The sequence below is a fragment of the Achromobacter deleyi genome, from assembly GCF_016127315.1.
GTDB classification, from domain to species: Bacteria; Pseudomonadota; Gammaproteobacteria; order Burkholderiales; family Burkholderiaceae_B; genus Achromobacter; species Achromobacter insuavis_A.
In genome coordinates this window covers 3,645,774-3,669,863 of the sequence record NZ_CP065997.1, presented here as the reverse complement: position 1 = coordinate 3,669,863, position 24,090 = coordinate 3,645,774, and the positions used below count along the sequence as shown (strand labels likewise).

The 24,090-nt window shown below is 70.5% G+C and carries 22 protein-coding genes; 13 read left to right on the top strand and 9 right to left on the bottom strand.

Going from position 1 to position 24,090, the window contains the following annotated elements; genetic code table 11:
* Positions 1-53 precede the first annotated feature (53 nt).
* The 6 genes from I6I07_RS16890 to I6I07_RS16865 all read left to right on the top strand — a co-directional run bounded on the left by I6I07_RS16890 (position 54) and on the right by I6I07_RS16865 (position 7,976).
* On the top strand, positions 54-1,364 hold the full coding sequence (locus I6I07_RS16890) for an OmpP1/FadL family transporter (RefSeq protein ID WP_198482953.1): 1,311 nt from the start codon (positions 54-56) through the stop codon (positions 1,362-1,364).
* A gap of 60 nt (positions 1,365-1,424) precedes the next feature.
* On the top strand, positions 1,425-3,815 hold the full coding sequence (locus tag I6I07_RS16885; protein WP_198482952.1) for a 3-hydroxyacyl-CoA dehydrogenase/enoyl-CoA hydratase family protein: 2,391 nt from the start codon (positions 1,425-1,427) through the stop codon (positions 3,813-3,815).
* A 140-nt stretch (positions 3,816-3,955) separates the two neighbouring features.
* On the top strand, positions 3,956-5,155 hold the full coding sequence (locus I6I07_RS16880) for an acetyl-CoA C-acyltransferase (RefSeq protein WP_198482951.1): 1,200 nt from the start codon (positions 3,956-3,958) through the stop codon (positions 5,153-5,155).
* Between the two features lie 21 nt (positions 5,156-5,176).
* Complete coding sequence (locus I6I07_RS16875) at positions 5,177-5,725, top strand: DUF4442 domain-containing protein (RefSeq protein ID WP_198482950.1); 549 nt, start codon at positions 5,177-5,179, stop codon at positions 5,723-5,725.
* The gene (locus tag I6I07_RS16870) at positions 5,686-6,282 is read left to right on the top strand and encodes a chalcone isomerase family protein (protein WP_198482949.1); all 597 of its coding nucleotides are present in this window, start codon (positions 5,686-5,688) and stop codon (positions 6,280-6,282) included. Before I6I07_RS16875 ends, I6I07_RS16870 begins: the two co-directional genes overlap by 40 nt.
* Positions 6,283-6,284: 2 nt before the next feature.
* The gene (locus I6I07_RS16865; protein ID WP_198482948.1) at positions 6,285-7,976 is read left to right on the top strand and encodes an AMP-binding protein; all 1,692 of its coding nucleotides are present in this window, start codon (positions 6,285-6,287) and stop codon (positions 7,974-7,976) included.
* A 66-nt stretch (positions 7,977-8,042) separates the two neighbouring features.
* On the opposite strand, the gene I6I07_RS16860 is transcribed toward I6I07_RS16865, so the two are convergent.
* Both I6I07_RS16860 and I6I07_RS16855 read right to left on the bottom strand, forming a co-directional pair.
* Complete coding sequence (locus tag I6I07_RS16860) at positions 8,043-9,611, bottom strand: sulfatase-like hydrolase/transferase (RefSeq protein ID WP_198482947.1); 1,569 nt, start codon at positions 9,609-9,611, stop codon at positions 8,043-8,045.
* 11 nt (positions 9,612-9,622) lie between these two features.
* On the bottom strand, positions 9,623-10,543 hold the full coding sequence (locus tag I6I07_RS16855) for a Bug family tripartite tricarboxylate transporter substrate binding protein (protein ID WP_232626122.1): 921 nt from the start codon (positions 10,541-10,543) through the stop codon (positions 9,623-9,625).
* 183 nt (positions 10,544-10,726) lie between these two features.
* Here I6I07_RS16855 and I6I07_RS16850 point away from each other — a divergent pair, with 183 nt between their 5' ends.
* The 6 genes from I6I07_RS16850 to I6I07_RS16825 all read left to right on the top strand — a co-directional run bounded on the left by I6I07_RS16850 (position 10,727) and on the right by I6I07_RS16825 (position 17,543).
* A complete protein-coding gene (locus tag I6I07_RS16850) occupies positions 10,727-11,242 on the top strand; it encodes a MarR family winged helix-turn-helix transcriptional regulator (protein WP_198482945.1) in 516 nt (171 codons plus the stop codon).
* Between the two features lie 71 nt (positions 11,243-11,313).
* Complete coding sequence (locus I6I07_RS16845) at positions 11,314-13,179, top strand: ABC transporter ATP-binding protein (RefSeq protein ID WP_198482944.1); 1,866 nt, start codon at positions 11,314-11,316, stop codon at positions 13,177-13,179.
* A gap of 150 nt (positions 13,180-13,329) precedes the next feature.
* Positions 13,330-14,358 carry a 2-keto-3-deoxygluconate permease gene (locus I6I07_RS16840; RefSeq protein WP_198482943.1) on the top strand — a complete coding sequence of 343 codons (1,029 nt, stop codon included), beginning with the start codon at positions 13,330-13,332 and terminating at the stop codon, positions 14,356-14,358.
* On the top strand, positions 14,355-15,575 hold the full coding sequence (gene dtnK / locus I6I07_RS16835; RefSeq protein ID WP_198482942.1) for a D-threonate kinase: 1,221 nt from the start codon (positions 14,355-14,357) through the stop codon (positions 15,573-15,575). The genes I6I07_RS16840 and dtnK overlap by 4 nt, the downstream gene beginning before the upstream one ends.
* A complete protein-coding gene (gene pdxA, locus I6I07_RS16830; protein WP_198482941.1) occupies positions 15,572-16,624 on the top strand; it encodes a 4-hydroxythreonine-4-phosphate dehydrogenase PdxA in 1,053 nt (350 codons plus the stop codon). The genes dtnK and pdxA overlap by 4 nt, the downstream gene beginning before the upstream one ends.
* A gap of 4 nt (positions 16,625-16,628) precedes the next feature.
* The gene (locus I6I07_RS16825; protein WP_198482940.1) at positions 16,629-17,543 is read left to right on the top strand and encodes a GntR family transcriptional regulator; all 915 of its coding nucleotides are present in this window, start codon (positions 16,629-16,631) and stop codon (positions 17,541-17,543) included.
* Positions 17,544-17,555: 12 nt separating this feature from the next.
* On the opposite strand, the gene I6I07_RS16820 is transcribed toward I6I07_RS16825, so the two are convergent.
* From I6I07_RS16820 to I6I07_RS16795, 6 genes are all read right to left on the bottom strand, one after another.
* Positions 17,556-18,290, bottom strand: a complete 735-nt coding sequence (locus tag I6I07_RS16820; RefSeq protein WP_198482939.1) for a CoA-transferase subunit beta — start codon at positions 18,288-18,290, stop codon at positions 17,556-17,558.
* Complete coding sequence (locus I6I07_RS16815) at positions 18,283-19,119, bottom strand: CoA transferase subunit A (RefSeq protein ID WP_198482938.1); 837 nt, start codon at positions 19,117-19,119, stop codon at positions 18,283-18,285. Before I6I07_RS16815 ends, I6I07_RS16820 begins: the two co-directional genes overlap by 8 nt.
* A 47-nt stretch (positions 19,120-19,166) precedes the next feature.
* Positions 19,167-19,889, bottom strand: coding sequence for an enoyl-CoA hydratase/isomerase family protein (locus I6I07_RS16810; protein WP_198482937.1), 723 nt, complete (start codon positions 19,887-19,889; stop codon positions 19,167-19,169).
* A complete protein-coding gene (locus I6I07_RS16805; RefSeq protein ID WP_198482936.1) occupies positions 19,886-21,049 on the bottom strand; it encodes a CaiB/BaiF CoA transferase family protein in 1,164 nt (387 codons plus the stop codon). The genes I6I07_RS16810 and I6I07_RS16805 overlap by 4 nt, the downstream gene beginning before the upstream one ends.
* Before the next feature lie 232 nt (positions 21,050-21,281).
* Positions 21,282-22,046, bottom strand: coding sequence for an IclR family transcriptional regulator (locus I6I07_RS16800; RefSeq protein WP_006390331.1), 765 nt, complete (start codon positions 22,044-22,046; stop codon positions 21,282-21,284).
* 63 nt (positions 22,047-22,109) lie between these two features.
* A complete protein-coding gene (locus I6I07_RS16795) occupies positions 22,110-22,736 on the bottom strand; it encodes a cysteine dioxygenase (RefSeq protein WP_198482935.1) in 627 nt (208 codons plus the stop codon).
* Positions 22,737-22,917: 181 nt separating this feature from the next.
* Between I6I07_RS16795 and I6I07_RS16790 the strand changes: the two genes are divergently transcribed.
* Positions 22,918-23,703 carry an SIR2 family NAD-dependent protein deacylase gene (locus tag I6I07_RS16790; protein ID WP_198482934.1) on the top strand — a complete coding sequence of 262 codons (786 nt, stop codon included), beginning with the start codon at positions 22,918-22,920 and terminating at the stop codon, positions 23,701-23,703.
* A 35-nt stretch (positions 23,704-23,738) separates the two neighbouring features.
* Here the strand turns inward: I6I07_RS16790 and I6I07_RS16785 are convergent, their stop codons facing one another.
* The gene (locus I6I07_RS16785) at positions 23,739-24,041 is read right to left on the bottom strand and encodes a hypothetical protein (RefSeq protein WP_198482933.1); all 303 of its coding nucleotides are present in this window, start codon (positions 24,039-24,041) and stop codon (positions 23,739-23,741) included.
* Positions 24,042-24,090 lie beyond the last annotated feature (49 nt).

The window sequence follows — 24,090 nt, the reverse complement described above, 5'->3', positions numbered from 1 at the left end:
CGAGACCGGCAGTGCCATAGAGACATACCTATCCAACATGAGGAGGCAGTACCATGAGCAGACGTTCATTGTCCCTGAGCACCCTGTCCGCCATTGTGGTCGGCCTGGGCGCCACCAGCGCCGCCCACGGCGCCGGCTTTCAGCTCCTGGAGCAGAATGCCAGCGGCCTGGGTAACGCTTACGCGGGCTCGGCGGCAAATCCGGAAAACGCCAGCATCATCTACTACAACCCGGCAGGCATGACCTACCTGCCGGGCATCAATGTCTCGGGCGGCGTCAATCTGATCAAGCCCTCGTTCAAGTTCTCGGACAACGGCAACAGCCGCAACCCGACGGCGCTGGGCGGCACCCGCCCCACCGGCGGCGACGGCGGCGACGCCGGCAAGCTGGGCGTCGTGCCCAACCTGTACGGCTCGTGGCAACTGAGCGAGAAGTGGTTCATCGGCCTGGGCATCGGCGCGCCGTTCGGCCTGATGACCGAGTACGACGACGGCTGGGAAGGCCAGTACCACTCGAACAAGTTCGAGATCAAGACGATCAACGTCAACCCCTCGATCGCCTACAAGGTCAATGACAAGTTCTCGATGGGCTTCGGCGTGAACTGGCAGCACATCGACGCCAACTACAAGAAGAAGACCGTGGTGCCGGTGGCGCTGCCCGGCGGCGGCACCTTCATCACCAACGGCGACGCCGACCTGAACCTGAAGGGCGACGCCTGGGGCTGGAACGTGGGCTTCATGCTGCAGCCCACCGAAGACACCCGCATCGGCCTGTCGTACCGCTCCAAGATCAAGCACACCGCCAAGGGCGACACCGATATCGACAACATCGGCCCGACCCGCCAGTCGGTGTCGTTCGACGCCAAGGCCTCGGTCGACCTGCCCGACACGCTGATCCTGAGCGCCACCCACCAGCTCAACGAAAAGTGGGAACTGCTGGGCGACATCTCGTGGACCGGCTGGAGCAGCATCCCCGATCTGAAGATCCGCAACTCCGGCACCGGCGCGCGCGATGACGACCTGCCGCTGAACTTCCGCGACACGTGGCGCATCGCCGTGGGCACGTCCTACAAGTTCGCGCCCGACTGGAAGTGGAAGTTCGGCCTGGCCTACGATCAGTCGCCGGTCCACAAGGCCGAAGACCGTCCCACCTCGCTGCCCGACAACGACCGCTACTGGTTCTCGACGGGCGTGCAGTGGCAAGCCACCAAGAGCACCACGCTGGACCTCGGCTACACCTATCTCTACCTGCGCAAGACGGACATCGACACCACGTCCGGCAACCAGCTGACCAAGGGCCGCGTCGCGGGCACCTATGACAGCAGCGGCCACATCTTCGGCCTGCAACTGTCGTCCCGCTTCTAGCCCTGCCGGGGCGGATGACGGGCCGGTCCCGTCTTCCGCCCGCATTTTCAGGAGACTTCCTTGAGCAAGTTCGTCGTCAAACACGTCGCCGTGCTGGGTGCCGGCGTCATGGGCGCGCAGATCGCCGCCCATCTGGCCAACGCCGGCGTGCCCGTCACGCTGTTCGACCTCGCGGCGCCTGAAGGCGACCGCGACGGCATCGTCAAGAAAGCGCTGGCCGGCCTGAAGAAGCTCGAGCCGGCGCCGCTGGCCAGCCCCGCCCGCCTGGCCCTGATCACCCCGGCCAACTACGACGACCATATCGAACAGCTGCGCGGCTGCGACCTGATCATCGAAGCGATCGCCGAGCGCATGGACTGGAAGACGGCGCTGTACGAGCGCATCGCGCCGCACGTCGCCCCCGGCGCCATCATCGCCTCCAACACCTCCGGCCTGTCGATCGACGCGCTGGCCAACGCCCTGCCGGCCGCGCTGCGCGACCGCTTCTGCGGCATCCACTTCTTCAATCCGCCGCGCTACATGCGGCTGGTGGAAATCATCGCCACCTCGCACACCCAGGCGCCGGTGCTGGACCAGCTCGAGACCTGGCTGACCTCCACGCTGGGCAAGGGCGTGATCCGCGCGCTCGACACCCCCAACTTCGTCGCCAACCGCATCGGCGTGTTCTCGATCCTGGCGGCTATGCACCACACCCAGCGCCTGGGGCTGGGCTTCGACGAGGTCGACGCCCTCACCGGCCCGAAGATCGGCCGCCCCAAGAGCGCCACCTACCGTACCGCCGACGTGGTCGGCCTGGACACGCTGGCCCACGTGGTCGGCACCATGGACAAGAACCTGCCGGATGATCCCTGGCACCGCTATTTCACGCTGCCCGCCTGGCTGTCGGCCCTGATCTCCAAGGGCGCGCTGGGCCAGAAGAGCGGCGCCGGCGTCTACCGCAAGGCCGGCCGCGAGATCCAGGTGCTGGACCTGCAGGCGCAGGACTACCGCCCCAGCGCCGGCAAGCTGGCCGACGAGGTCGCCGCCCTGCTCAAGGAACGCGACCCGGCCAAGCGCTTCGCCGCGCTGCGCGCCAGCGAGCATCCACAGGCCCAGTTCCTGTGGAGCCTGTTCCGCGACATCTTCCACTACAGCGCGGTGCAGCTCGGCCAGGTGGCCGACAATGCCCGCGACCTGGACCTGGCCATGCGCTGGGGCTTCGGCTGGGCCCAGGGCCCGTTCGAGACCTGGCAGGCCGCCGGCTGGCAGGCCATCGCCCGCGCCGTCGCCGAAGACATCGCCGCCGGCCGCGCCATGAGCGACGCGCCGCTGCCGGCCTGGGCCCTGGAAACCGACCGCCAGGGCGTGCACACGCCCGCCGGCTCGTATTCCGCGCGCAGCGGCAAGCTGCACCCGCGTTCGGCGCTGCCGGTCTACCAGCGCCAACTGTTCCCCGAGCGCGTGTTCGGCGAAGGCGCCGACGACCGCGGCACCACGGTGTGGGAAAACGAAGGCGTGCGCCTGTGGAACCTGCCCGAAGTCGACGCCGGCATCGCCATCCTGTCGGTCACGTCCAGGAACCACACGCTGGGCGCCGAGGTGCTGGAAGGCATCCTGCAGGCCGTGGCCCGCGCCGAGCGCGAGTTCGACGGCCTGGTGATCTGGCATGACGCGCCGTTCGCCGTGGGCGCCAACCTGCAGCAGGTCTCGGAAGCCTGCGCCGCCGGCCAATGGGACATGCTGGAAGCCACCGTCGAGAAATTCCAGCGCACTTCGCAAGCCTTCAAGTACGCGCAGATCCCGACCGTGGCGGCCGTGCAGGGCATGGCGCTGGGCGGTGGCTGCGAATTCCTGATGCACGCCTCGCACCGCGTGCTGGCGCTCGAAAGCTACATCGGCCTGGTCGAGGCTGGCGTCGGCCTGATCCCGGCCGGCGGCGGCAGCAAGGAATTCGCCGGCCGCGCCGCGGCGCTGGCGGCCACCACCGCCACACCCGGCGAGGTATTCCCGTTCCTGCAGCCGGTGTTCCAGACCATCGCCATGGCGCGGGTCGCCAAGAGCGCCATCGAGGCCGTCGAACTGGGCTTCGCCCGCGCCCATGACGTCGTGCTGTTCCATCCGGGCGAGCTGCTGTTCGTGGCCATCGGCCAGGCGCGCGCCGCCGCCACCGCCGGCTACGTGCCGCCGCCGCGGCTGCAGGGCGTGCCCGTGGCCGGCCGCAACGGCATCGCCAACTTCGAGATGGTGCTGGTCAACATGCGCGAGGGCGGCATGATCAGCGCCCACGACTACCGCGTGGCCCGCAGCGCCGCCGTGGCGCTTTGCGGCGGCGAGGTCGAGACGGGCGCCAAGGTCGACGAGGAATGGCTGCTGGCGGTGGAACGCAAGGAGTTCGTCGCGCTGCTGCGCACGCCCGAGACCCAGGCCCGCATCCGCCACACGCTCGACACCGGCAAGCCATTGCGGAATTGACCCCCCCCCCGAAGCGCCTGCGGCGCCTCCCCCCCAGGGGGGCGCCGGCGGCGGACCGGCGGAGCCGGATCCGCGCGGCCCCGCTGGTGGGGGACCGTGGCGTGCCTAGAGGGTGATCGTTATCGATACGAGGAATTGATATGAGCAAGCAGATTCAAGAGGCCTACATCGTTGCGGCGACGCGGTTGCCGGTGGGCAAGCGCAATGGGGTGTATGCCACCACCCGGCCCGACGACATGCTGGCGGCAGCATTGCAGGGCGTGCTGAAGCAGACGCCGTGGCTGGACCCGGTCCGCATCGACGACGTCATCACCGGCTGCGCCATGCCGGAAGCCGAACAGGGCATGAACGTGGCGCGCATCGGCCTGTTGCTGGCCGGCCTGCCGCAGAGCGTGGCCGGCGTCACCGTCAACCGCTTCTGCGCCTCGGGGCTGCAGGCGGTGGCCGACGCCGCCGCCCGCATCCGCACCGGCGAAGCCGACATCATGATCGGCTCGGGCACCGAATCCATGAGCGCCATGCCGCAGATCATGGGCAACAAGGTGTCGCTCAACCCGGCCATCTTCTCGCACCCCGAGAACATCGGCATGGCCTTCGGCATGGGCCTGACCGGTGAAAAGGTCGCCGAGCAATGGAAGGTGTCGCGCGAAGACCAGGACGCGTTCGCGCTGGCCTCGCAGCAGAAGGCCAACGCCGCCATCGCCGCCGGCCATTTCCGCGCCGAGACCACGCCGTTCGAAGTCGTGACGCGCCTGCCCGGCGGCGCCAAGGGCGACGTGCGCGAAAGCCGCCGCCTGGTCGAGATCGACGAAGGCCCGCGCCCCGACTCCAGCGCCGAAGGCCTGGCGCGCCTGAAGCCGGTGTTCGCCGCCCGCGGCAGCGTCACCGCCGGCAACAGCTCGCAGATGTCCGACGGCGCCGCCGCGGTGGTGCTGGTGTCCGAGCGCGTGCTGCGCGAGTTCAACCTCAGCCCGCTGGCGCGCTTCGTCAGCTTCGCCGTGGCCGGCGTGCCGCCCGAGATCATGGGCATCGGCCCCATGGCCGCCATCCCGAAGGTGCTGGCGCGCGCCGGCATCGCCCAGGACGACCTGGACTGGATCGAACTGAACGAAGCCTTCGCCGCGCAATCGCTGGCGGTGATGCGCGAACTCAAGCTCGACCCGGCCAAGGTCAACCCGCTGGGCGGCGCCATCGCGCTGGGCCACCCGCTGGGCGCCACCGGCGCGATCCGCACCGCCACGCTGATGCACGGCCTGCGCCGCACCGGCGGCAAGTACGGCCTGGTGACGATGTGCATCGGCACCGGCATGGGCGCGGCGGGCCTGTTCGAGGCCATGTGACCGAGGCCGGATAGAAAAGCCGTGAAGCCCTATTGGTTCAAACGCCTGTCGCCGGCCTGGCGCGCACGCCTGATGCGGGTGGGATTCAACCTGCATCCGGCGTTCCGCGCCACCGGCGGCCGGGTGTTGCACGTGTCGCACGATTTCCAGCACATCCGCATCAAGCTGCCGCTGCTGCGGCGCACGCGCAACATCGTCGGATCCATGTACGGCGGCTCGCTGTTCGCGGTGACCGACGGCGCCCACCCCACCATGCTGATGGCCGCGCTGGGCGCGGACCACATCGTGTGGGACAAGGCGGCGTCCATCCGCTATCGCAAGCCGGCCTACACCACGCTGTATGTGGACTTCCGGCTGCCGCCGGGAGAAATCGCGGACATACGGGCCGCGCTGGCCCGCAGCCACGAGACCACCCGGACCTACACCGTGGAATTGAAGGACAAGGATGGCGTCGTCTACGCCATCGTGGAACGCACGATCTACATCGCCGACAAGAAGTACTACAAACAGAAAACGACTGGAGGAGACCCATGCGTGACCTCATCCCCAGAGGGCGTGCCGCCGCCCTGAGCCTGATCCTGGCCGCCAGCCTGGCGGCCGCCCCCGCGCTGGCCGCCGACGTCGAGGTCGCCGGCGTGCGCGTCCCCGGGCAGATGTCGGAGGGCGGCCATGCGCTGGAGCTCAACGGCGCCGGCCTGCGCACCAAGTTCGTCGTCAAGGTCTACGTGGCGGCGCTGTATGCCAGCGCCAGGAGCCAGGACGCCAAGGCCCTGATCGACAGCGATGAACCGCGCCGCATGCGGCTGCAACTCTTGCGCGATGTCGACAGCAAGAGCCTGGACGCGGCGCTGCAGGAAGGGTTGCGCGACAATACCGACAAGCAGGAGCACGCCGCTCTGCAACAGCACGCCAATCGCCTGTCCGCCCTGATGGCCGAAATCGGCTCGGCGCGCGAAGGCGACGTGATCGACCTGGATTTCGACGCCCGCGGCGTCACGATCACCGACAATGGCAAGCAGCGTGGCCGCATCGACGACCCCGCCTTCGCGCGCGCCCTGCTGCGGGTCTGGCTGGGCGACAACCCGGCGCAGTCCTCCCTGAAAAAAGCCCTACTGGGAACCCCGTGAAGATGGAACGAATCTGGCAAAAGAGCTACCCCCCGGGCGTGCCCGCGGAGATCGAGCTGGACGACGCCACCACGCTGGCCTCGATCGCGCGCGACAGCTGCCGGCGTTTCGCGGACAAGACCGCGTACATCAGCATGGGCAAGACCCTGAGCTACGGCGAACTCGACGCCCTGACGCGCGACTTCGCCGCCTGGCTGCACGCCAGCGGCCTGCGCAAGGGCGACCGCGTGGCGCTGATGATGCCCAACCTGCTGCAGTATCCGGTGTGCCTGTTCGGCGTGCTGCGGGCCGGCTGCGTGGTGGTCAACTGCAACCCGCTCTACACCGCCCACGAACTCGAGCATCAGCTGGCCGACTCGGGCGCGCGCGCCATCGTGGTGGCCGACAACTTCGCCGCCACCGTGCAGAAGGCCTTGCCCGGCACCGCCATCGAGCGCGTGCTGGTGACTTCCATCGGCGAACTGCTCAGTCCGCTCAAGGGCCGGCTGGTCGACTTCGTGGTCAAGCGCGTCAAGCGCATGGTGCCGGCCTGGTCGATCCCCGGCGCCATGCGTCTGCGCGACGCGCTGCGCGCCGGACGCGACGCGCCGTTCGACGAGGTCGCGCTGACCCAGGACGACCTGGCCTGCCTGCAATACACCGGCGGCACCACCGGCGTGGCCAAGGCCGCCATGCTGACGCACGGCAACCTGGCCGCCAACGTGACCCAGGCCCACGCCTGGATCAAGCCGCTGGTCAAGGACGGCCAGGAGTGCATCGTCACCGCGCTGCCGCTCTACCATATCTTCGCGCTCACGGCGAACTGCCTGGCCTTCATGAAGATCGGCGCCAGCAACCTGCTCATCATCAACCCGCGCGACATCCCCGGGCTGATCAAGGAAATGAGCAAGGTGCCGTTCAGCGCCTTCACCGGCGTCAACACGCTGTTCAACGCCCTGCTGAACCATCCCGACTTCGCCAAGCTGGATTTCTCGCGCCTGCGCCTGACGATGGGCGGCGGCATGGCGGTGCAGCGGGCCGTGGCCGAGCGCTGGCTGGCCGTCACCGGCCGGGCGCTGGCGCAGGCCTACGGCCTGACGGAGACCTCGCCGGCCGTGACCATCAATCCGCTCGACGTGCAGGTCTTCACCGGCTCGATCGGCCTGCCGGTGCCGTCCACCGATCTGTCGATCCGCGACGACGACGGGCACGAAGTGGGCGTGGGCGAACGCGGCGAGATCTGCGTGCGCGGCCCGCAGGTGACGCGCGGCTACTGGAACCGGCCCGACGAGACCGCGCTGGTCATGACGCCCGACGGCTTCCTGCGCACCGGCGACATCGGCTACGTCGACGACACCGGCTACGTGTTCCTGATCGACCGCAAGAAGGACATGATCCTGGTGTCCGGCTTCAACGTCTATCCGAACGAGGTCGAGGACGCCGCCGCGCTGCATCCCGGCGTGCGCGAGGTGGCCGCCATCGGCGTGCCCGACGAACGCTCGGGCGAGGCGGTCAAGCTGTACGTCATCCGCAAGGATCCCAACCTGGATGCCGAGACGCTGATCGCGCACTGCCGCACCCTGCTGACCGGTTACAAGGTGCCGCGCTACGTCGAGTTCCGCGACGACCTGCCGCGCACCAACGTCGGCAAGATCCTGCGGCGCGAGCTCAAGCCGGCGCCCGCCACGCCGCAGAAGGACACGGCCGGCGCCTGACGCCGGCCCGGGCGCGGCGGCGGGCGGCGGCCCGCTTGCCGCCGCCCGCGGCGCGTCCCTGGCCGCTCACCATTGCCCGAAGAACACCCCGGCGCGCTTGTGCGCGTTGGTGCCCTGCTCGACCGCCGCGTCGCTCATGGTGGTGCGGCGCTTGCCGCGCAGCATCCAGTCGAACAGCCGCTCGCGCAGTTGCGCCCGCACCGTCGCGTGGCCGGCGCTGGCGCCCAGGTCCTGGAACTCGTCGGGGTCGGCCTGCAGGTCATACAGCTGCTCGGGCTCGTCCAGCCAGTACACGTAGCGCCAGCGATCGGTGCGCACCGACCAGGCGCGCGCGTTCTGCGGCGTCTTGCCGCGCAGGATGCGCGCCTGGCGGAAGCTGTAGTCCAATTCCGAGAACACGCAGTCGCGCCAGGGCTCGTCCGCCCCCCGGCCATGCAGCACGGTCTGCAGCTCGCGCCCCTCCAGCCGGTGCCAGGGCCGCGGCGCGTCCAGCGCGCGCAGCACCGTCGGCACCAGGTCCACGCTTTCCACCATGTCGGCCAGCGCCTGGCCGCGGGTGGCGTCGGCCGCCGCCGACGGATCCATGACGATGAACGGCACCCGCTGCACGGTGTCGTAGAACAGTTCCTTCTCGCCCAGCCAATGGTCGCCGAGGAAGTCGCCATGGTCGGCCGTGAACACGATCAGCGTGTTGCGCATCAGGCCCGCGCCTTCCATGTAGTCGAACAGCCGCCCCAGGTGGTCGTCGAGCTGCCGGATCAGGCCCTGGTAGGCCGGGCGCACCACCCGCACGCACTCGTCGGTCGAAAAGCTGACGCTTTCCTCGTGCTGGCGGTAGGCCGCCACCACCGGATGCGCGCCGGCCAGTTCCTCGCGGTTGCGGCGCACCGGCAGGCACTGGTCGGCCGTGTAGCGCTGGTGGTAGGGCGCCGGCGCCATGTACGGCCAGTGCGGCTTGACGTAGCTCAGGTGCAGCACCCAGGGCTGGCCGCCGCGCTGCTGCATGAAGCGCAGCGCCTGGTCGGTCATGTAGGCGGTTTCCGAATGCGGCTCGGCCACCCGCGACGGCAGGTGCACGTTGCGCATGTTCCAGCCGCTGGCCACGCGGCCGTGCGCATCGACGCCGGCAATGACGTAGTCGGTCCAGGGGTCGGCGCTGTCGTAGCCCTGGCTGCGCAGGAAGGCGGGGTAGCCGCTTTCCTTGCCCGGTTCGTGGTGGCCGTCGTAGCGGTCGACCTCGATGAAACCGCCGCGCGACAGCAACGCGCCCAGCTCGGAGCCGCCGTCGATCGACAGGCGTTCCATGCCGGCGCGGTCGGGAATGACGTGGGTCTTGCCCGCCAGCGCCAGGTCGCGCCCCTGCCCCGCCAGGTATTCCCCCAGCGTGATCTCGTTGACCGACAGCGGCACCCGGTTCCAGGTGGCGCCGTGGCGCGAGGGGTAGCGCCCCGTGTAATAGCTCATGCGCGATGGGCCGCACACGCCGGAATTGACGAAGGCCCGGTCGAAACGCGCGCCGCGCGCGGCCAGCGCGTCCAGGCTGGGCGTCTGCAAATAGGGATGGCCATAGCAGCTCAGGTGGTCCGCCCGCAGCTGGTCGGCCATGATGAACAACACATTCTGCACCGTGCTCATCGTTGCCCGCCCTATTGCGTGGCCGTGAAGCCGGAGGCCTTCACCGCCGGTTCCCATTGGGCCCGGTAGGCGTCCAGCTCGCGCCCGGTGGCGGCGGCATCCGCCGTCACCGGCTCCAGATACGACTCGCGCACCGCCTGCTGCATGGCCGGCTCGCGCATCACGGCGGCGATGTCCTCGCCCAGCCGGACGGCCTTGGCCGGCGCCATCGCCGACGAGGCGAAGAACGCGTTCCAGCCGTCGGCCGCCAGGTCCACGCCGGCCTCGCGGAAGGTCGGCACGTCCGTCAGCAGCGGATCGCGCGCCTCGCCCGAGGTCGCCAGGATGCGGATCTTGCCGGCGCGGTGCTGCGGCAGCAGCGTGTCGAGCGTATCGACCGCCTGCGGCAACACGCCGCCGATCAGTTCGGAGATCAGCGGCGCCGAGCCGCGGTAGCCCACCACCTCGGGCTCCTGGCCGATCTGGCGGCCCAGCATCAGCGCGAAGAAGTGCGGCAGGCTGCCGGTGGCCGGCACGCCCACCGAGAACTGGCGCGGGTTGTCGCGCAGCCACTGGCGCAGCCCCGCCACGTCGCGGATCGGCGAGTTGGCCGCCACCGCCAGCGCGAACTTGTAGCGGCTGACGAGCGACACCGGCTGGAAATCGCGGCGAGCGTCGTAGCCGGGCTCGGCGTAGACCAGCGGCGCCACCACCATCACCGCGGGATTGGCCAGCATCAGCACGTTCTGCCGCGTGGCCAAGGCATGCAGGCCCTGGGCCGCGATGCGGCCGCCGGCGCCGGTCTTGTTCTCGACCACCACGGTGACGCCCAGCCGGTCCTTCAGGCGGTCGGCCACCAGTCGCGCGATGCGGTCGGAACTGCCCCCCGGCGGATAGCCCACCACGATGGTCAGGGCGCCGTCCAGCGGCGCCTGCTGGGCACAGGCGGGCATGGCCGAAGCCGCCGCAAGCGCCGCGAACGCGGCGCAGGATATCCAATTACGCACGGTAGTCTCCCTGGTGACAACGGCCCGCTGTCGGTTATGTTTCTGTATGCCGGGCCTCGGCCTGGATAGGCGAGAAGACTGTAGCGCCGTGGAGATTGCTTGATCTAATCCAGTACTTGGCATAACGATATGAACCCCCCCGTCGAACACCCCCTGGCCGGGATGCTGATGTACCAGCTGTACCAGGCCTGGGCGCAGTCCAACCCCGTCTTCGTGCGCCTGTGCGAAGGCCGCTTCGGCATCACCCGGCGCGAATGGCGCCTGCTGGCCTGTGCGGTCGAGGGCGGCATCATGACCTCGGCCGAGCTGGCGGCCGCCGCCAAGCTCGACCTGGCGCGCACCTCGCGCACCCTGGGCGCGCTTTGCGAAAAGGGCTGGCTGCGGCGCCTGCCCGACAGCGTCGACCGGCGCGTGGTGCGCATCGAGGCCACCGCCGACGGCCTGGACCGCTACCGCGCCCTGCTGCCGGAAGTGCTGCGCCTGAACGACCTGCTGGTGCAGGACCTGGACGCCGCCGAAGTCGCCCTGCTGCGCGACCTGCTGACCCGCATCGAACAGCGCGGCCGGCGCATGGCGCAGGACAACATCGTGTCGGAAAAGGCCAGCCGCCGGGAGGGCGGGACGCGGCGCGCGCAATACGGTTGACGGCGCGCGGGCCCTTTATTTTTAAGGGGATACCCTGATACGCTTGGGCGGCCTCCTCCTATGGACCTCCCATGCCCGGCGCCAAACCACCCGCTGCCTCGAATCCCGTCTTCCGCTACTTCGAAAGCCTGATCGACCCGTTCCGCGACGCCCCCGACATCACCCCGCCGGGCCGCGTACTGCGCTTCTACGCCTATTACCTGCGGCAGGTCTGGCCGATCTTCGCCGTCCTGCTGCTGGTGGGCCTGGCCGGCGCGCTGGTGGAGGTCGCGCTGTTCAGCTTCCTGGCCGACCTGGTCGACATGGCGCAGCACACCCCGCCGGCCGACTTCTTCCGCGAGCACGCCTACACGCTGGTATGGATGGCGTTCGTGGTGATGGTGCTGCGGCCGCTGTCGATCGCCGCGCACGACCTGCTCTCGCACCAGACCATCTCGCCCAGCCTGACCACGCTGGTGCGCTGGCAGAACCACCGCTACGTGCTCAACCAGGGCCTGGCGTTCTTCCACAACGACTTCGCCGGCCGCGTCGCCAACCGCGTGCTGCAGACCGGCTATTCGCTGCGCGATTCGGCGGTGCAGTCGGTGGACGCGCTGTGGCACGTCATCCTGTACGCGGCCAGCGCGCTGTATTTGTTCGCCGAGGCCGACTGGCGCCTGGTGATCCCGCTGGTGCTGTGGATCGCCCTCTACTGCTGCATGCTGGCGTACTTCGTGCCGCGCATGCAGGCGCGCGCCGTCATCGCCTCGGAAGCGCGCTCCAAGCTGATGGGCCGCATCGTCGACGGCTACACCAACATCTCCACGCTCAAGCTGTTCGCCCACGCGCGCCGCGAGGAGGACTACGCGCGCCAGGCCATGACCGAACAGACCGAGAAGCAGCGCCTGTCGACTCGCGTCATCACCGCCATGGACGTCTCCATCAACACGCTCAACGGCGTGCTGATCGCCAGCACCGCCGGCCTGGCGCTGTGGCTGTGGAGTATCGGCAGCATCAGCCTGGGCGCGATCACGCTGGCGCTGGGCCTGGTGATCCGCATCAACAACATGTCCGCCTGGATCATGTGGGAAGTGAACGGCATCTCGGAAAACGTCGGCATGGTGCAGGACGGCCTGGCTACCATCGCGCAGCCGCGCCAGGTGCTCGACCGGCCCGACGCCGTGCCCTTGCGCATCACGCACGGCGAGGTGCGCTTCGAGGACATGTCGTTCCACTACGGCAGCGGCCGCCAGATCATCCCGCACCTGGACCTGACGGTGCGCGCCGGCGAGAAGATCGGCCTGATCGGCCCGTCCGGCGCCGGCAAGTCGACCCTGGTCAACGTGCTGCTGCGCCTGTATGACGTGGAAGGCGGCCGCATCCTGATCGACGGCCAGGACATCGCCGGCGTCACCCAGGAAAGCCTGCGCTCGCAGATCGGCGTGGTCACCCAGGACACCTCGCTGCTGCACCGCTCGATCCGCGACAACCTGCTGTACGGACGGCCCGACGCCAGCGAGGCACAGGTGCGCGACGCCATCGAGCGCGCCCGCGCCGCCGAATTCATCGACGCGCTGGTCGACGGCGACGGCCGCCGTGGCCTGGACGCCCACGTCGGCGAGCGCGGCGTCAAGCTCTCCGGCGGCCAGCGCCAGCGCATCGCCATCGCCCGCGTGCTGCTCAAGGACGCGCCCATCCTGATCCTGGACGAAGCCACTTCGGCGCTCGATTCCGAGGTCGAGGCCGCGATCCAGGAAAGCCTGGAGGCCCTGATGCAGGGCAAGACCGTCATCGCCATCGCGCACCGCCTGTCCACCATCGCCCGCATGGACCGGCTGGTGGTGCTGGACGGCGGCCGTATCGTCGAATCCGGCACCCACGCCAGCCTGATCGCCCAGGGCGGGCTGTACGCGCGCTTGTGGAACCACCAGACCGGCGGTTTCGTCGGGCTGGATTGAGCTGGCGGACGGGCGTCGCGCTGGCGCCACACGGGAAGACCCTGTACGTACATGCTGTACGTACAGGTGTACACTGGCGGCTTTCAACCCCCTGACAGACGCACGCATGAACGTCTGCGCCGCGAGAAAATCCCCCTGGAGACTGAGATAGTGACGACCGAAACCACCCGCTCGCCCTTTTTTGGCACGATGCAGAAAATCCCCGGCGGCCTGATGCTGGTGCCGCTGATCCTGGGCTCGCTGATCGGCACCTTCGCGCCCGACGCGCTGGCCATCGGCGGCTTCACCACCGCCCTGTTCAAGAACAGCGCCCTGCCGCTGATCGCCCTGCTGATCTTCGCCACCGGCACCCAGGTCAACACCCGCACCGGCGGCCCGATCCTGGCCACCGCCGGCACCATCCTGCTGATGAAGACGCTGGTGCCCGCCACCCTCATCATCATCCTCGGCGCCTATGTCGGCCTGGACGGCGTGCTGGGCATCTCCATCCTGGCGATGCTGGCGGCCTTCGACAACAGCAACGGCGGCCTGTGGCTGGCGTACACCGGCCAGTACGGCGATGCCCGCGACCGCGGCGCCTACGTCGCCAGCGCCATCAACGACGGCCCCTTCTTCAGCCTGCTGTTCCTGGGCGCCTCGGGCCTGGCCGACATTCCCATGATCGCCCTGGTCGCCGCGCTGGTGCCGTTCCTGCTGGGCGTGGTGGTCGGCAACCTCGATCCCAAGTGGCGCGACGTGCTCAAGCCCGTGCCCAACATCGTCATCCCGTTCTTCGCCTTCGCCCTGGGCACCGGCATCAACCTGGGCGCGGTCGTCAGCGGCGGCGTCAGCGGCCTGATCCTGGGCCTGATCATCAGCCCCATCACCGGCGGCCTGGTCTACCTGGGCTATCGCCTGATCCTGCGCCGCGGCGGCAAGAGCGGCCTGGGCTTCGCGGCCGGCACCACCGCCGGCAACGCCATCGCCACGCCCGCCGTGGTCGCGGCCGCCGATCCCAACTTCCAGCAATACGTGGCCACGGCCACCGCGCAAGTGGCCGCATGTGTGCTGATCAGCTCGATCCTGGCGCCGGTGCTGGCCTCGTATTTCCTCAAGCGCGCCGGCGAGCTCAAGCCGGTGGAAGCCAGCGACGAAACGCCCGCGGGCGGCTATCGCGAGGCCCGCGGGGAGGCCCTGTGACGCCCGCCATCGCCATCGTCGCCGATGACCTGACCGGCTCCGGCGACACCGCCGTGCAGTTCGTGCGGGCCGGCTGGACCACCCGCCTGTCGATCGACGGCGCGCACGAGGCGCTGGCCGCGCCGGCCGCCGACGACGTCGACGTGCTGGCCGTCACCACCCACAGCCGCGCCCTGCCCGCGCCCGAAGCCGGCGCGCAGATCCGGCGCAACGTCGAGCGGCTGCGCGCCGCCGGCGTCGCGCGCCTGTACAAGAAAGTGGACTCGACGCTGCGCGGCGCCTTCAAGGCCGAGATCGACGCGGCCCGCGAGGCCTGGGGCGACGATGCCATCGCGGTGGTGTGCCCGGCCTTCCCCGCCACCGGCCGCACCGTGGAAGACGGCGTGCTGATGGTCAGCGGGCTGCCGGTCACGGCGACCTCGGCCGCCACCGACCCGGTCACCCCCGTGACCGAGAGCCATATCCCGACCCTGCTGGGCTGCGCCCACGTCGCGGCCTTGCCCGGTGAAACACCCGAAGCGCTGGCTGCGCGCATCGCGCAGGCCGGCGCCACCGTGGTGGTGGACGCCCGCGACGACGCCGACCTGGAACGGCTGGCGCGCGCCATCGGCCTGCTGGGCCGGCGCGCCCTGCCGGTGGGCGCGGGCGGCCTGGCGGTGCCGCTGGCCCGCGTCTGGGCCGGCGCCGACCAGACCGCGCCGGTCGTGGTGGTCGTGACCTCGCAACACAGCGCCGCGCGCGCGCAGGCCGCGGCGCTGCAGGCCGCCGGCGCCCGCACCTGGGCGCCCGCGCTGGCGGACCTGGCCGATGACGCCGCCTGGCGCGCCTGGAGCGAGCCGCTGCTGCGGGACTACGCGCAGGACGGCGCGGCCGATGCCGCCCCCCTGCTGCTGCTGGCCCCCGCAGGCCAGCTCGCGGGACTCGATTCCGACACCGTGGCGCAACGCCTGGGCTCGCTGGCCGCGCAGGCCATCGGCGCCACCCGCGCGGCCGGCGTGGTCGCCACCGGCGGCGACGGCGCGCGCCAGGTGCTGCTGGCGCTGGGCGCCGGCGGCATCGCCCTGGTGGATGAAGTGATGGGCGGCGTGCCCCTGGGCACGCTGACCGGGGGCACGGCCGACGGCCTGCCCGTGGTGACCAAGGCCGGCGGCTTTGGCACCGAAGACGTACTGGTTCGCGCCGTGCGCGCGATCCGCGACAGGAGATTCAAGCGATGACACAAACCCCCGCCCCCAAGCTGCCCCTGCTGGCGGTCACCCTCGGCGACGTGGCCGGCATCGGGCCGGAAATCACGGCCAAGATGCTGATGGGCCACGACGAACTGCGCCAGAAGGCGCGCCTGGTCGTGATCGGCGACGTCGACGTGATGGTGAACGCCGTGCGCGGCCTGGGCGGCGATCCTGCCATCGTGCGCCGCGTCGAGCGTCCCGCCGAAGCCACCAACACCCCCGGCACCATCGAAGTGCTACAGGCCGGCCCGTCGCTGGCCGACGTCAAGCTGGGCGAGATCAGCGCCGCCGCCGGCGACGGCTCGGTGCGTTTCGTCACCACCGCCTGCGCCCTGGCGCGCGCCGGTGAAGTCGACGGCATCGTCACCGCCCCGCTGAACAAGGCCGCCATGCACGCCGCCGGCCACAAGTGGCCCGGCCATACCGAACTGCTGGCGCACGAATTCGGCGTCAAGACCTTCTCGCTGGTGCTGTCGGCCGGCGATCTCTACATCTTCCACGCCACCACCCACGTGTCGCTGCGCCAGGCCATCGAGGACCTGACGCCGGCGCGCATGCGCGCGGTGCTGCGCCTGGCCGGCTCGTTCGCCAAGGCCCTGGGCCGCGGCGACCGTCCGGTGGCGGTGTCGGGCCTGAACCCGCACGCCGGCGAGAACGGCATCTTCGGCACCGAAGACGCCGACATCCTGGCGCCCGCCGTGGCCGAGGCCAATGCCGCCGGCATCCTGGCCGCCGGCCCGATCCCGGCCGACGCGCTGTTCCCGCAGGCCGTGCGCGGCAAGTGGCAGTTCGTGATCGCCTGTTACCACGACCAGGGTCACGCGCCCTTCAAGGCCGTCTACGGCGACGACGGCGTTAACATCACCGTCGGCCTGCCCGTGGTGCGCGTATCGGTCGATCACGGCACCGCGTTCGACATCGCGGGCCAGGGCATCGCCCGCGAAGACAGTCTGATCCTGGCCGCCGAGCGCGCCGCGCATCTGGCCCCGGGCTGGACGCATGTATGGGAAACTGCGCGGGCCCAAACAGGAGGTTGATTGCATGGCGCCCGCCAACGCTGAAGATTTGCCCGCGCTGGATCGTTCCGGCGACGTGCCGCTGCACGCCCAGGTGGCGGCGCTGCTGCGCGGTTATATCCGTACCCGCAAACTCGGCGCCGGCGCGCTGCTGCCCAGCGAGGCTGCCTTGTGCGAGCGCTTCGGCGTGGCGCGCAGCGTGGTGCGGCAGGCGCTGTCGGCGCTGGCGACGGAAGGGCTGATCCAGCGCGAGGCCGGCCGTCCGGCGGTGGTGGCCGCGCCGCGCGAGCATCGCCGGCTGGTGCAGCGTTCCACCGGCCTGTACGAGCAGTTCGCGCAATCCGGCGTGGCGCTCAAGACCCGCGTGCTGGGCCTGGCGCCGGCCGAACCGCCGGCCGCGGTCGCCGAATTCTTCGGCAGCGCCGACCTGCTGCTGCTGGAACGGCTGCGCCACGTGGCCGACGCGCCGCTGGCCTACGTGCGCACCTGGCTGCCCGCCGCGGCGGTGCCCGGCCTGCGCGCCGACGACCTGGCCGACGCCTCGCTGCACGGCGTGCTGACCCGGCGCTTCGGCCTGCATCCCGGCGCCGGCCGCAACCAGATCCGCGCGGTGGCCGCCGACGCGGCGCTCGCCGGCCTGCTGCAGACCGCCGCCGGCACGCCCTTGCTGATGCTGGAAGGCCAGGGCATGGACCAGCACGGCCGGCCGCTGGAATGGTTCAGCACCTGGCACCGCGCCGAGCAGCTGGTGTTCGACGTCGACGTCAGCGTCGGCCACGAAAGCGTGCAACCGCGCCTGCGCGAACCCGCGCCGCCGGCTTCCGCCCCCGCCGCGGCGCCCGCCGAATCCGCCGGCCACGATCCCCTGGCGCGCGCCCAGGCGCTGGTCGCCGAACTGTCCGCCGAACTGGCACGCCTGCGTGGCGGCGCCGGCCGCTGACGCGCCCGGGCGCTAGCGCAGCGTCACCGCCGCGTCGCGCTCGAACTGCCCATCTTCATCCAGCGCGCGCAAGGCGCGCCGCTCGGTCTCGGTCGGCCAGGGCGTCGGCCCCGCCCCGTCGGCATCGAAGTCGAACCCGGTGCGCTCGCGCACTTGCGCCAGGCTGGACTCGGGATGCCACGACTGCAACGCCAGCCGGCCGTCGCGCTTGACGAACACCGCGATCGGCGTCGCCACGCCCGCGAAGCCGCCGCCCGAGGTGACGAAATCCAGCTGTTCGACGAACACGCGGCGCGAATGCTCGGTGCGCCAGGTGCAGCAGCGCCGCGCCGTCGGCGTCATCACGGCCCCGCCGCCACCGCCCGGCAGGCGCACCTTGGGCGCATGCCAGTCGCCGATGCAGGAGTTGTTGGCGCGGCCCGCGCCGTCGATCTGCGCCGCCCCCAGGAACGCCAGGTCCATGCGGCCGCGCGTGCACAGGTCGTAGAAATCCTCGTTGGCGAAGATCGACGCCGAATGCTCAGCCAGCACCGGATCGGAGCTGGATAGCGGAATGTGGGACGGCCGCGGATCGACCCCGCCGGCCACGTTGATGTAGACGTAGTCCCAGTCGTAGGCGCGCTTGGCCAGCAGGCAGGCCAGCATCGGCAGGGTCGAGTTCACGCCGCTGAAGGTGATCTCGTCGGGCCGAATGAAGCGCGCCAGGTTGGTGACGATGTACGAAAACCCCGACCATTTCTCAGCCATGCGCCGCTCCCGCTTTCGCCTCGGGCGCCGCGGCCAGGTGGGCCGCCAGATCGCCCTGCCTGTCCATGTAGGCCTCCACCGCCGGATAGTCGATGGCGTAGTCTGGCCAGCACGAGCCGGGCCAGGCCGAGCGCGGCAGCACCGTGAATGCCTGCACCATGAAGTACGGCACCAGCGTGGCCTCGGGCTGCGCCTCGAACACGGCGCTGTCCACCAGTTTCTCGGCCACCACCAGCACGCTGCCGGCGGCGCGCGACATGATGCGGTCCCAATGCGCCGTGCCGTGCACCCGCACATTGCCGCACGCGTCCACCTCCGATGCCTGGATCACGGCAAAGTCCGGCCGCACGGCCGGAATCACCCAGGTGCGCTCGCCGCTGCCATAGGGGTCGTCCAGGCAGTGCCAGCCGTTCAGCACCGGCAGGGCGCTGCCATGCAGCCCGCCGCAAGGCTGGAACGGCACGCCGTAGGCGGCGGCACGCAGCCCCGCCGTCAGGCTGGCGCAGGCATGCTCTTCAAGCTCGACCTCGCCACGCTCGATGGCCTTGCGATACCACGGCGCCAGGCCGAAATTGCCTTCCATCGCCACGATGCCGGCGCGCACGCGCCGCAGCGCGCCGGCGCGGCACAGGATGTCGACGTCATAGCCGGGCGACTGCTTGACCAGTTCCAGGTCGCGCCGCCCCTGCCGGATCAGTTCACGCACGAAGGCGAACGGTCCCCGGTGCAGGAAACTGCCGCCCAGGGCGATCGACGCGCCGTCCGGCACCAGCGCCGCCAGCTCGGCCAGCGAGCGCTGCTTGTCTGCCTGATTGAATCCCGAACCCATGCTGCCTCCTCGATGTTCTTATCGTCGCGCCGGCCGGGCCGGCGGCGTCAGCGCGCCTGCAGGTACGCCGCCACCCGCGCCTTCAGGCCGGGCTCGGCGGCCGAGCGCACCAGCCGCGCCAGGTCGGTGTCGGGCTGCTCGGCCGACAGGGCCGCATACAACTGCGCGCGGGCCGCGCAGGTCAGCGCGGCGGCGGCCTGCTCGGCCTGCCGTTCGACCTCGGGCCAGGCTTCCTGCGCCGTCACGTGGCTGACGAAGCCGTCGCGGTAGGCCTCGGCCGCGCCGAACGTACTGGCCTGTTCGAGGATGGCGCGGGCGCGTTCGGCCCCCACCAGCGCGGCGAAGCGGCGCGTGCCCAGCACCAGCCCGAATTTCAGGCCCGGCATGCGAAAGCTCGCCTCGGGCGCGCCGACGCGCCACTTGCAGGCGCCGAACAGATCGACGCCCGCGCCGAAATTGCGGCCGTGCGCCAACCCCACCGTCAGGCAGGGCGAGGCCGCCACGCGTTGCAGCAGCGTCTCGATGCGCACCAAGCGCAGCAGCAGGTCGCCCTCGCTCTGCGCGTCCAGATCGCCGAAATCGAAGCCGGCGCTGAAGTTGCGGCCCGCGCCGCGCAGCACGATGACCTCGGCGCCCTGCGCCGGCGCCGCGTCGACCGCCGCGATCAACGCTTCGACCAGCTCGGCCGACAGCGCGTTCATCTTGTCGGGGCGCGCCAACGTCAGCACCTGCGTGGCGCCGCGCCGCTCGACCTGCAGCGCCGCGCTCATGCGCCCCGCCCCTTGCCGCGCAGCGGTCCCAGCACCTCGTCGTTGTGCTGGCCCAGCGCGGGCGGCGGACGCCGCAGCGCGGTGGTCTGGCCGTCGAAGCGCACCGGCAGGCCGAAGGTGCGCGTGGCCACGCCGTTGGGCAGTTCCAGCGGCTGCACCCAGCCCATGTGCTCGACCTGCGGATCCGCCAGCACTTCGGAATAGGTGTTGATGGGCGCGCACGGCACGCCGGCCGCGCGGAACCGCGCCAGCCACGTGGGCGCGTCGTCGGCCGCGAAGATCGCTTCGAGGATCTCGCGCAGCGCATCCTGGTTGCGGGCGCGCGCGCTGGTGTCGGTAAAGCGCGGATCGGCCAGCAGGTCCTCGCGGCCCACCGTCGCGCACACGCCCTTCCACAGCGCGTTGTTGCCGGCCGCCATGCCGAAATAGCCGCCCTTGCAGCGGAACGCCTGGTACGGCGCGTTGCGCGGGTGGGCCGAACCCAGCTTGACCGGATCGCGCCCGCTGCCGAAGAACTCCGAGGTCTGCAGCGCCGCGATGCCGAGCGTGGCGCCCAGCATCGGCACGTCGATATGCGTGCCCTGGCCGCTGGCCTGGGCGGCGCGCAGCGCCGAGGCGATGGCGAAGGCGCCGTACAGGCCGGCCGAGAAGTCCGCCACCGGCACGCCGCACTTGACCGGTTCGCCGCCGGCCTCGCCGGTGACGCTCATCAGGCCGCTCATGGCCTGGATGGTGAGGTCGAAACCGCCCTCCTGGGCGCGCGGACCGGATTGGCCATAGGCCGAGATCGAGCAGTACACCAGGCGCGGATTGGCCTCGCGCAAGGCCGCGTAGCCCAGCCCCAGGCGGTCCATCACGCCGGGCCGGTTGTTCTCGATCAGCACGTCGACGCTGGCGGCCAGTTCGCGCGCCAGGGCCAGGTCGGCCGGATCCTTCAGGTTCAGCGTGACCGAGCGCTTGTTGCGGTTGAGCGAGGCGAAGTTCTCGCTGTAGCCCTGGCTCAGCGGCGGCCAGCTGCGCAGCGTGTCGCCGCCCTCCGGGTTCTCCAGCTTGATCACGTCCGCGCCCATGTCCGCCAGCAGCATGCCGCAGAACGGCCCCGCGGCGACGTTGCAGATCTCGAGCACGGTGATGCCGGCCAATGCCGAACCAGATGTCATGGTCGACCTCTCGTTATGCCAATTCAGTATTTGGAATGAGGAAAAGAATCCGAGGCCGCGCGCGATACCGTGGCATCGTGTCGCCTGCCGCGGTCTTTGCCCGAAGCGAAAACGCGGCGCCAGGCCGCGGGCCAGCATAGCACCGGGCGCAATCCTCGGTAAACCATTAATTGAAACTCGAATCCCATGATTTAGGATTCATGAGAGCACAAGCCCTGCTCGGCCGGCCCCGTTATTGGCCGAGAAACCCGCGGCGGTAACCCATGCCCTGCGACAAGGTCTGGGCACAGGCGGCCACGTCCGGCGCCAGCTGTTTCATGCGGGCCGCGCTCAGGCGATCGAGCGGGCCGGAGATGCCGATGGCCGCCACCGGCTGGTCCAGGCTGTTGAACAGCGCCACCGCCAAACCGCCCACGCCCTCGCGCCATTCGCCGCGATTGACCGCGTAGCCGGTGCGCGCCACCTTGCGCAGTTCTTCCTTGAGCAGCGGCATCGACACCAGCGTGGCCGGCGTATGCCGCGCCAGCCGGTCGGCGTAGCGCTCGACATAGCCTTCGGCCTGGTAGGCCAGCAGCGCCTTGCCGGTGGCCACCGCGTAGGCCGGCGCGCGGCCGCCCACCATGGAATAGGCGCGGATCGGCTGCGGGCTGTCGATCTTGTCGACGTAGACCACGTCGAAGCCATCCAGCACCGACAGGTGCACGGTCTCGCCGGTCTGGTCGGCCAGCGTGCGCATGAACGGCGCGGCCAGTCGGCGCAGATCGAGCTGCGCGAGTTGCCGCGCGGCCAGCTCGAACAGGCGCACCGCGCCGCGATAGCCGCCGCCATCCTCGTCGCGCACGACGTAGCCGGCGTGGATCAGCGTTTGCAGGGTGCGGTGGGTATTGCTGCGCGTCAGCCCGACCCGGGCGGCCAGCGCATCGATGGTGCGGGGCGGATTGTCCACGTCCGTGACCGCCTCCAACACCATCAACCCCTTGAGCAGTGTCTTGTCCATTTTTTTGGTTTTCCCAATATTTAGGACGCGAACATAGCACGGGCCGCGCCCGGCGAACAGGCCTCAGTGGCCCGGGGCGGGCAGGGCCGCGCGCACCGCCGCCGAACGGTCCCACAGGTTGGGCACGCTGGGCGCCGAATAGCCCGACACGAACGGCTTGGCCTGGCCCGTGACCGGGTCGTAGACATGGCGCGACACCGCGCCGATGTTGCCGCCGTACATGTGCACGCTGATCGAGACCTTGTCCTCGAAGGCATTGGACACGCGGTGGATGTCGCCCTCCTGCGGCGACAGGCGTTCGACGTCGCCCGGATGCAGGGTCTCCGGCTCGCCCCGCGGCGCCAGCCGGCCATCGGCGCCGCGCGTGTAGCGCTGGTTGACCTCGGCGCCGCGCAGCATGCCGACATAGCCCCACACCTCGTGGTCGTGCACCGGCGTCTGCTGGCCCGGGCCCCACACGAAGCTGACGATCGAGAAGCGTTCTAGCGGATCGCAATGCAGCAGGTACTGCTGGTAGTACTGGGGATGCGGCGCGGTACAGGCCTCGGGCAGCCAGTCGTCGTGCGCGATCAGCGCAGCGAAGGCGGCCTGCAGTTCGGGCGACTGCGCCAGCCCGTCGGGCGTGGCCAGGCGGGTCGCGGTGGCAATGAAATGGCGCAGCCGGTCCAGGCCGGCGGTGGCTTCGGGCATTGCATCTCTCCGGATCGGGCGCGGCCGCTCGGGCCATGCCATTGAACATCCCAACTTTACTATCCAGTATCCATCATTTGGGATGCGTGCCGCAATGCCCCGTCCGCGCGCCGTGGCGCGCTTGACAGCCCGGGGGCCACGCGTGCAGCGTATCGAACCCGCCCTTCACCGCATTCCCCGCATGGCAACCCAGATTCCCACCATTGCGCCCGCGCTCGCCGACCAGCTGGCGCGCGCCCGGCGCGTGACCGTCTTCACCGGCGCCGGCGTGTCCGCCGAAAGCGGCATCGCCACCTTCCGCGATCCGCTCACCGGATTGTGGGCGCGCTTCGACGCCCGCGCCCTGGCCACGCCGGAGGCCTTCGCGGCCCAGCCGGACCTGGTCTGGGGCTGGTATGAATGGCGCCGCGCGCAGGTCGCGCGCGCCGAGCCGAACGCGGCCCACCGCGCCATCGCGGCGCTGGCGCGGCGAATCCCCGCGCTGACCCTGGTCACCCAGAACGTCGACAACCTGCATGAACGCGCCGGCAGCGACGCCGTGATCCACCTGCATGGCAGCCTGCACGCGCCGCGCTGCAGCGCCTGCGGACACGCCGCCAGCTTCGCGCCGCGCGCCCCGGACGACGGCCGCGACGCGCCCGCCGAAGAGCGCGCGATCACGCCGCCCGCCTGCGTCGAATGCGGCGCGCCGATACGGCCAGGCGTGGTCTGGTTCGGTGAAAGCCTGCCGACCGACGCCTGGCGCGCCGCGCAGCAGGCGTGCGGTGATTGCGACCTGTTCTTCAGCATCGGCACCTCGGCGCTGGTGTATCCCGCGGCGGAACTGCCGCTGCGCGCCGCGCGCGGCGGCGCGACCGTGGTGCAGGTCAACCCGGCGCCCACGCCGCTCGACGCGCACGCCGACTTCAACCTGCGCGGCGCAGCCGCCGACGTCATGCCGCGATTGCTGGCAGCCGCCGGCTTCTGAGTCCAGCCGGCAACGCCGCGACGCGCGGCCCCCCCTCACCATTTGCAGCCGTCGTCACGCACCGTGTCGGCCAGCAGGAACGGCAAGGCCAACAACCCCAGATGAGCATGCGCGTCGCGGCAGGGCGGCCGCGCGCTTTGCGCGATGCCCTTGGCCAGCGCCGACGGTTCGGCCCGCGCCTTGGGCGCCAGGTCCACCCTCGCCTCGCCACGCGCGCGCGGCAGGCCTTGCGCCGCGGCATCCTCGCCACGCCAGCGAAAATCGCGTGGCGGCGCGGCGGGCGATGCGGCGCCGGCGGCCGCGGGCGGCGGGCGCACCACCGCCGGCGCATTGGCCACGGGCGCATTGGCCGCGGGTATCTTGGCGGGCGGCGCCTGACGCGGCGCG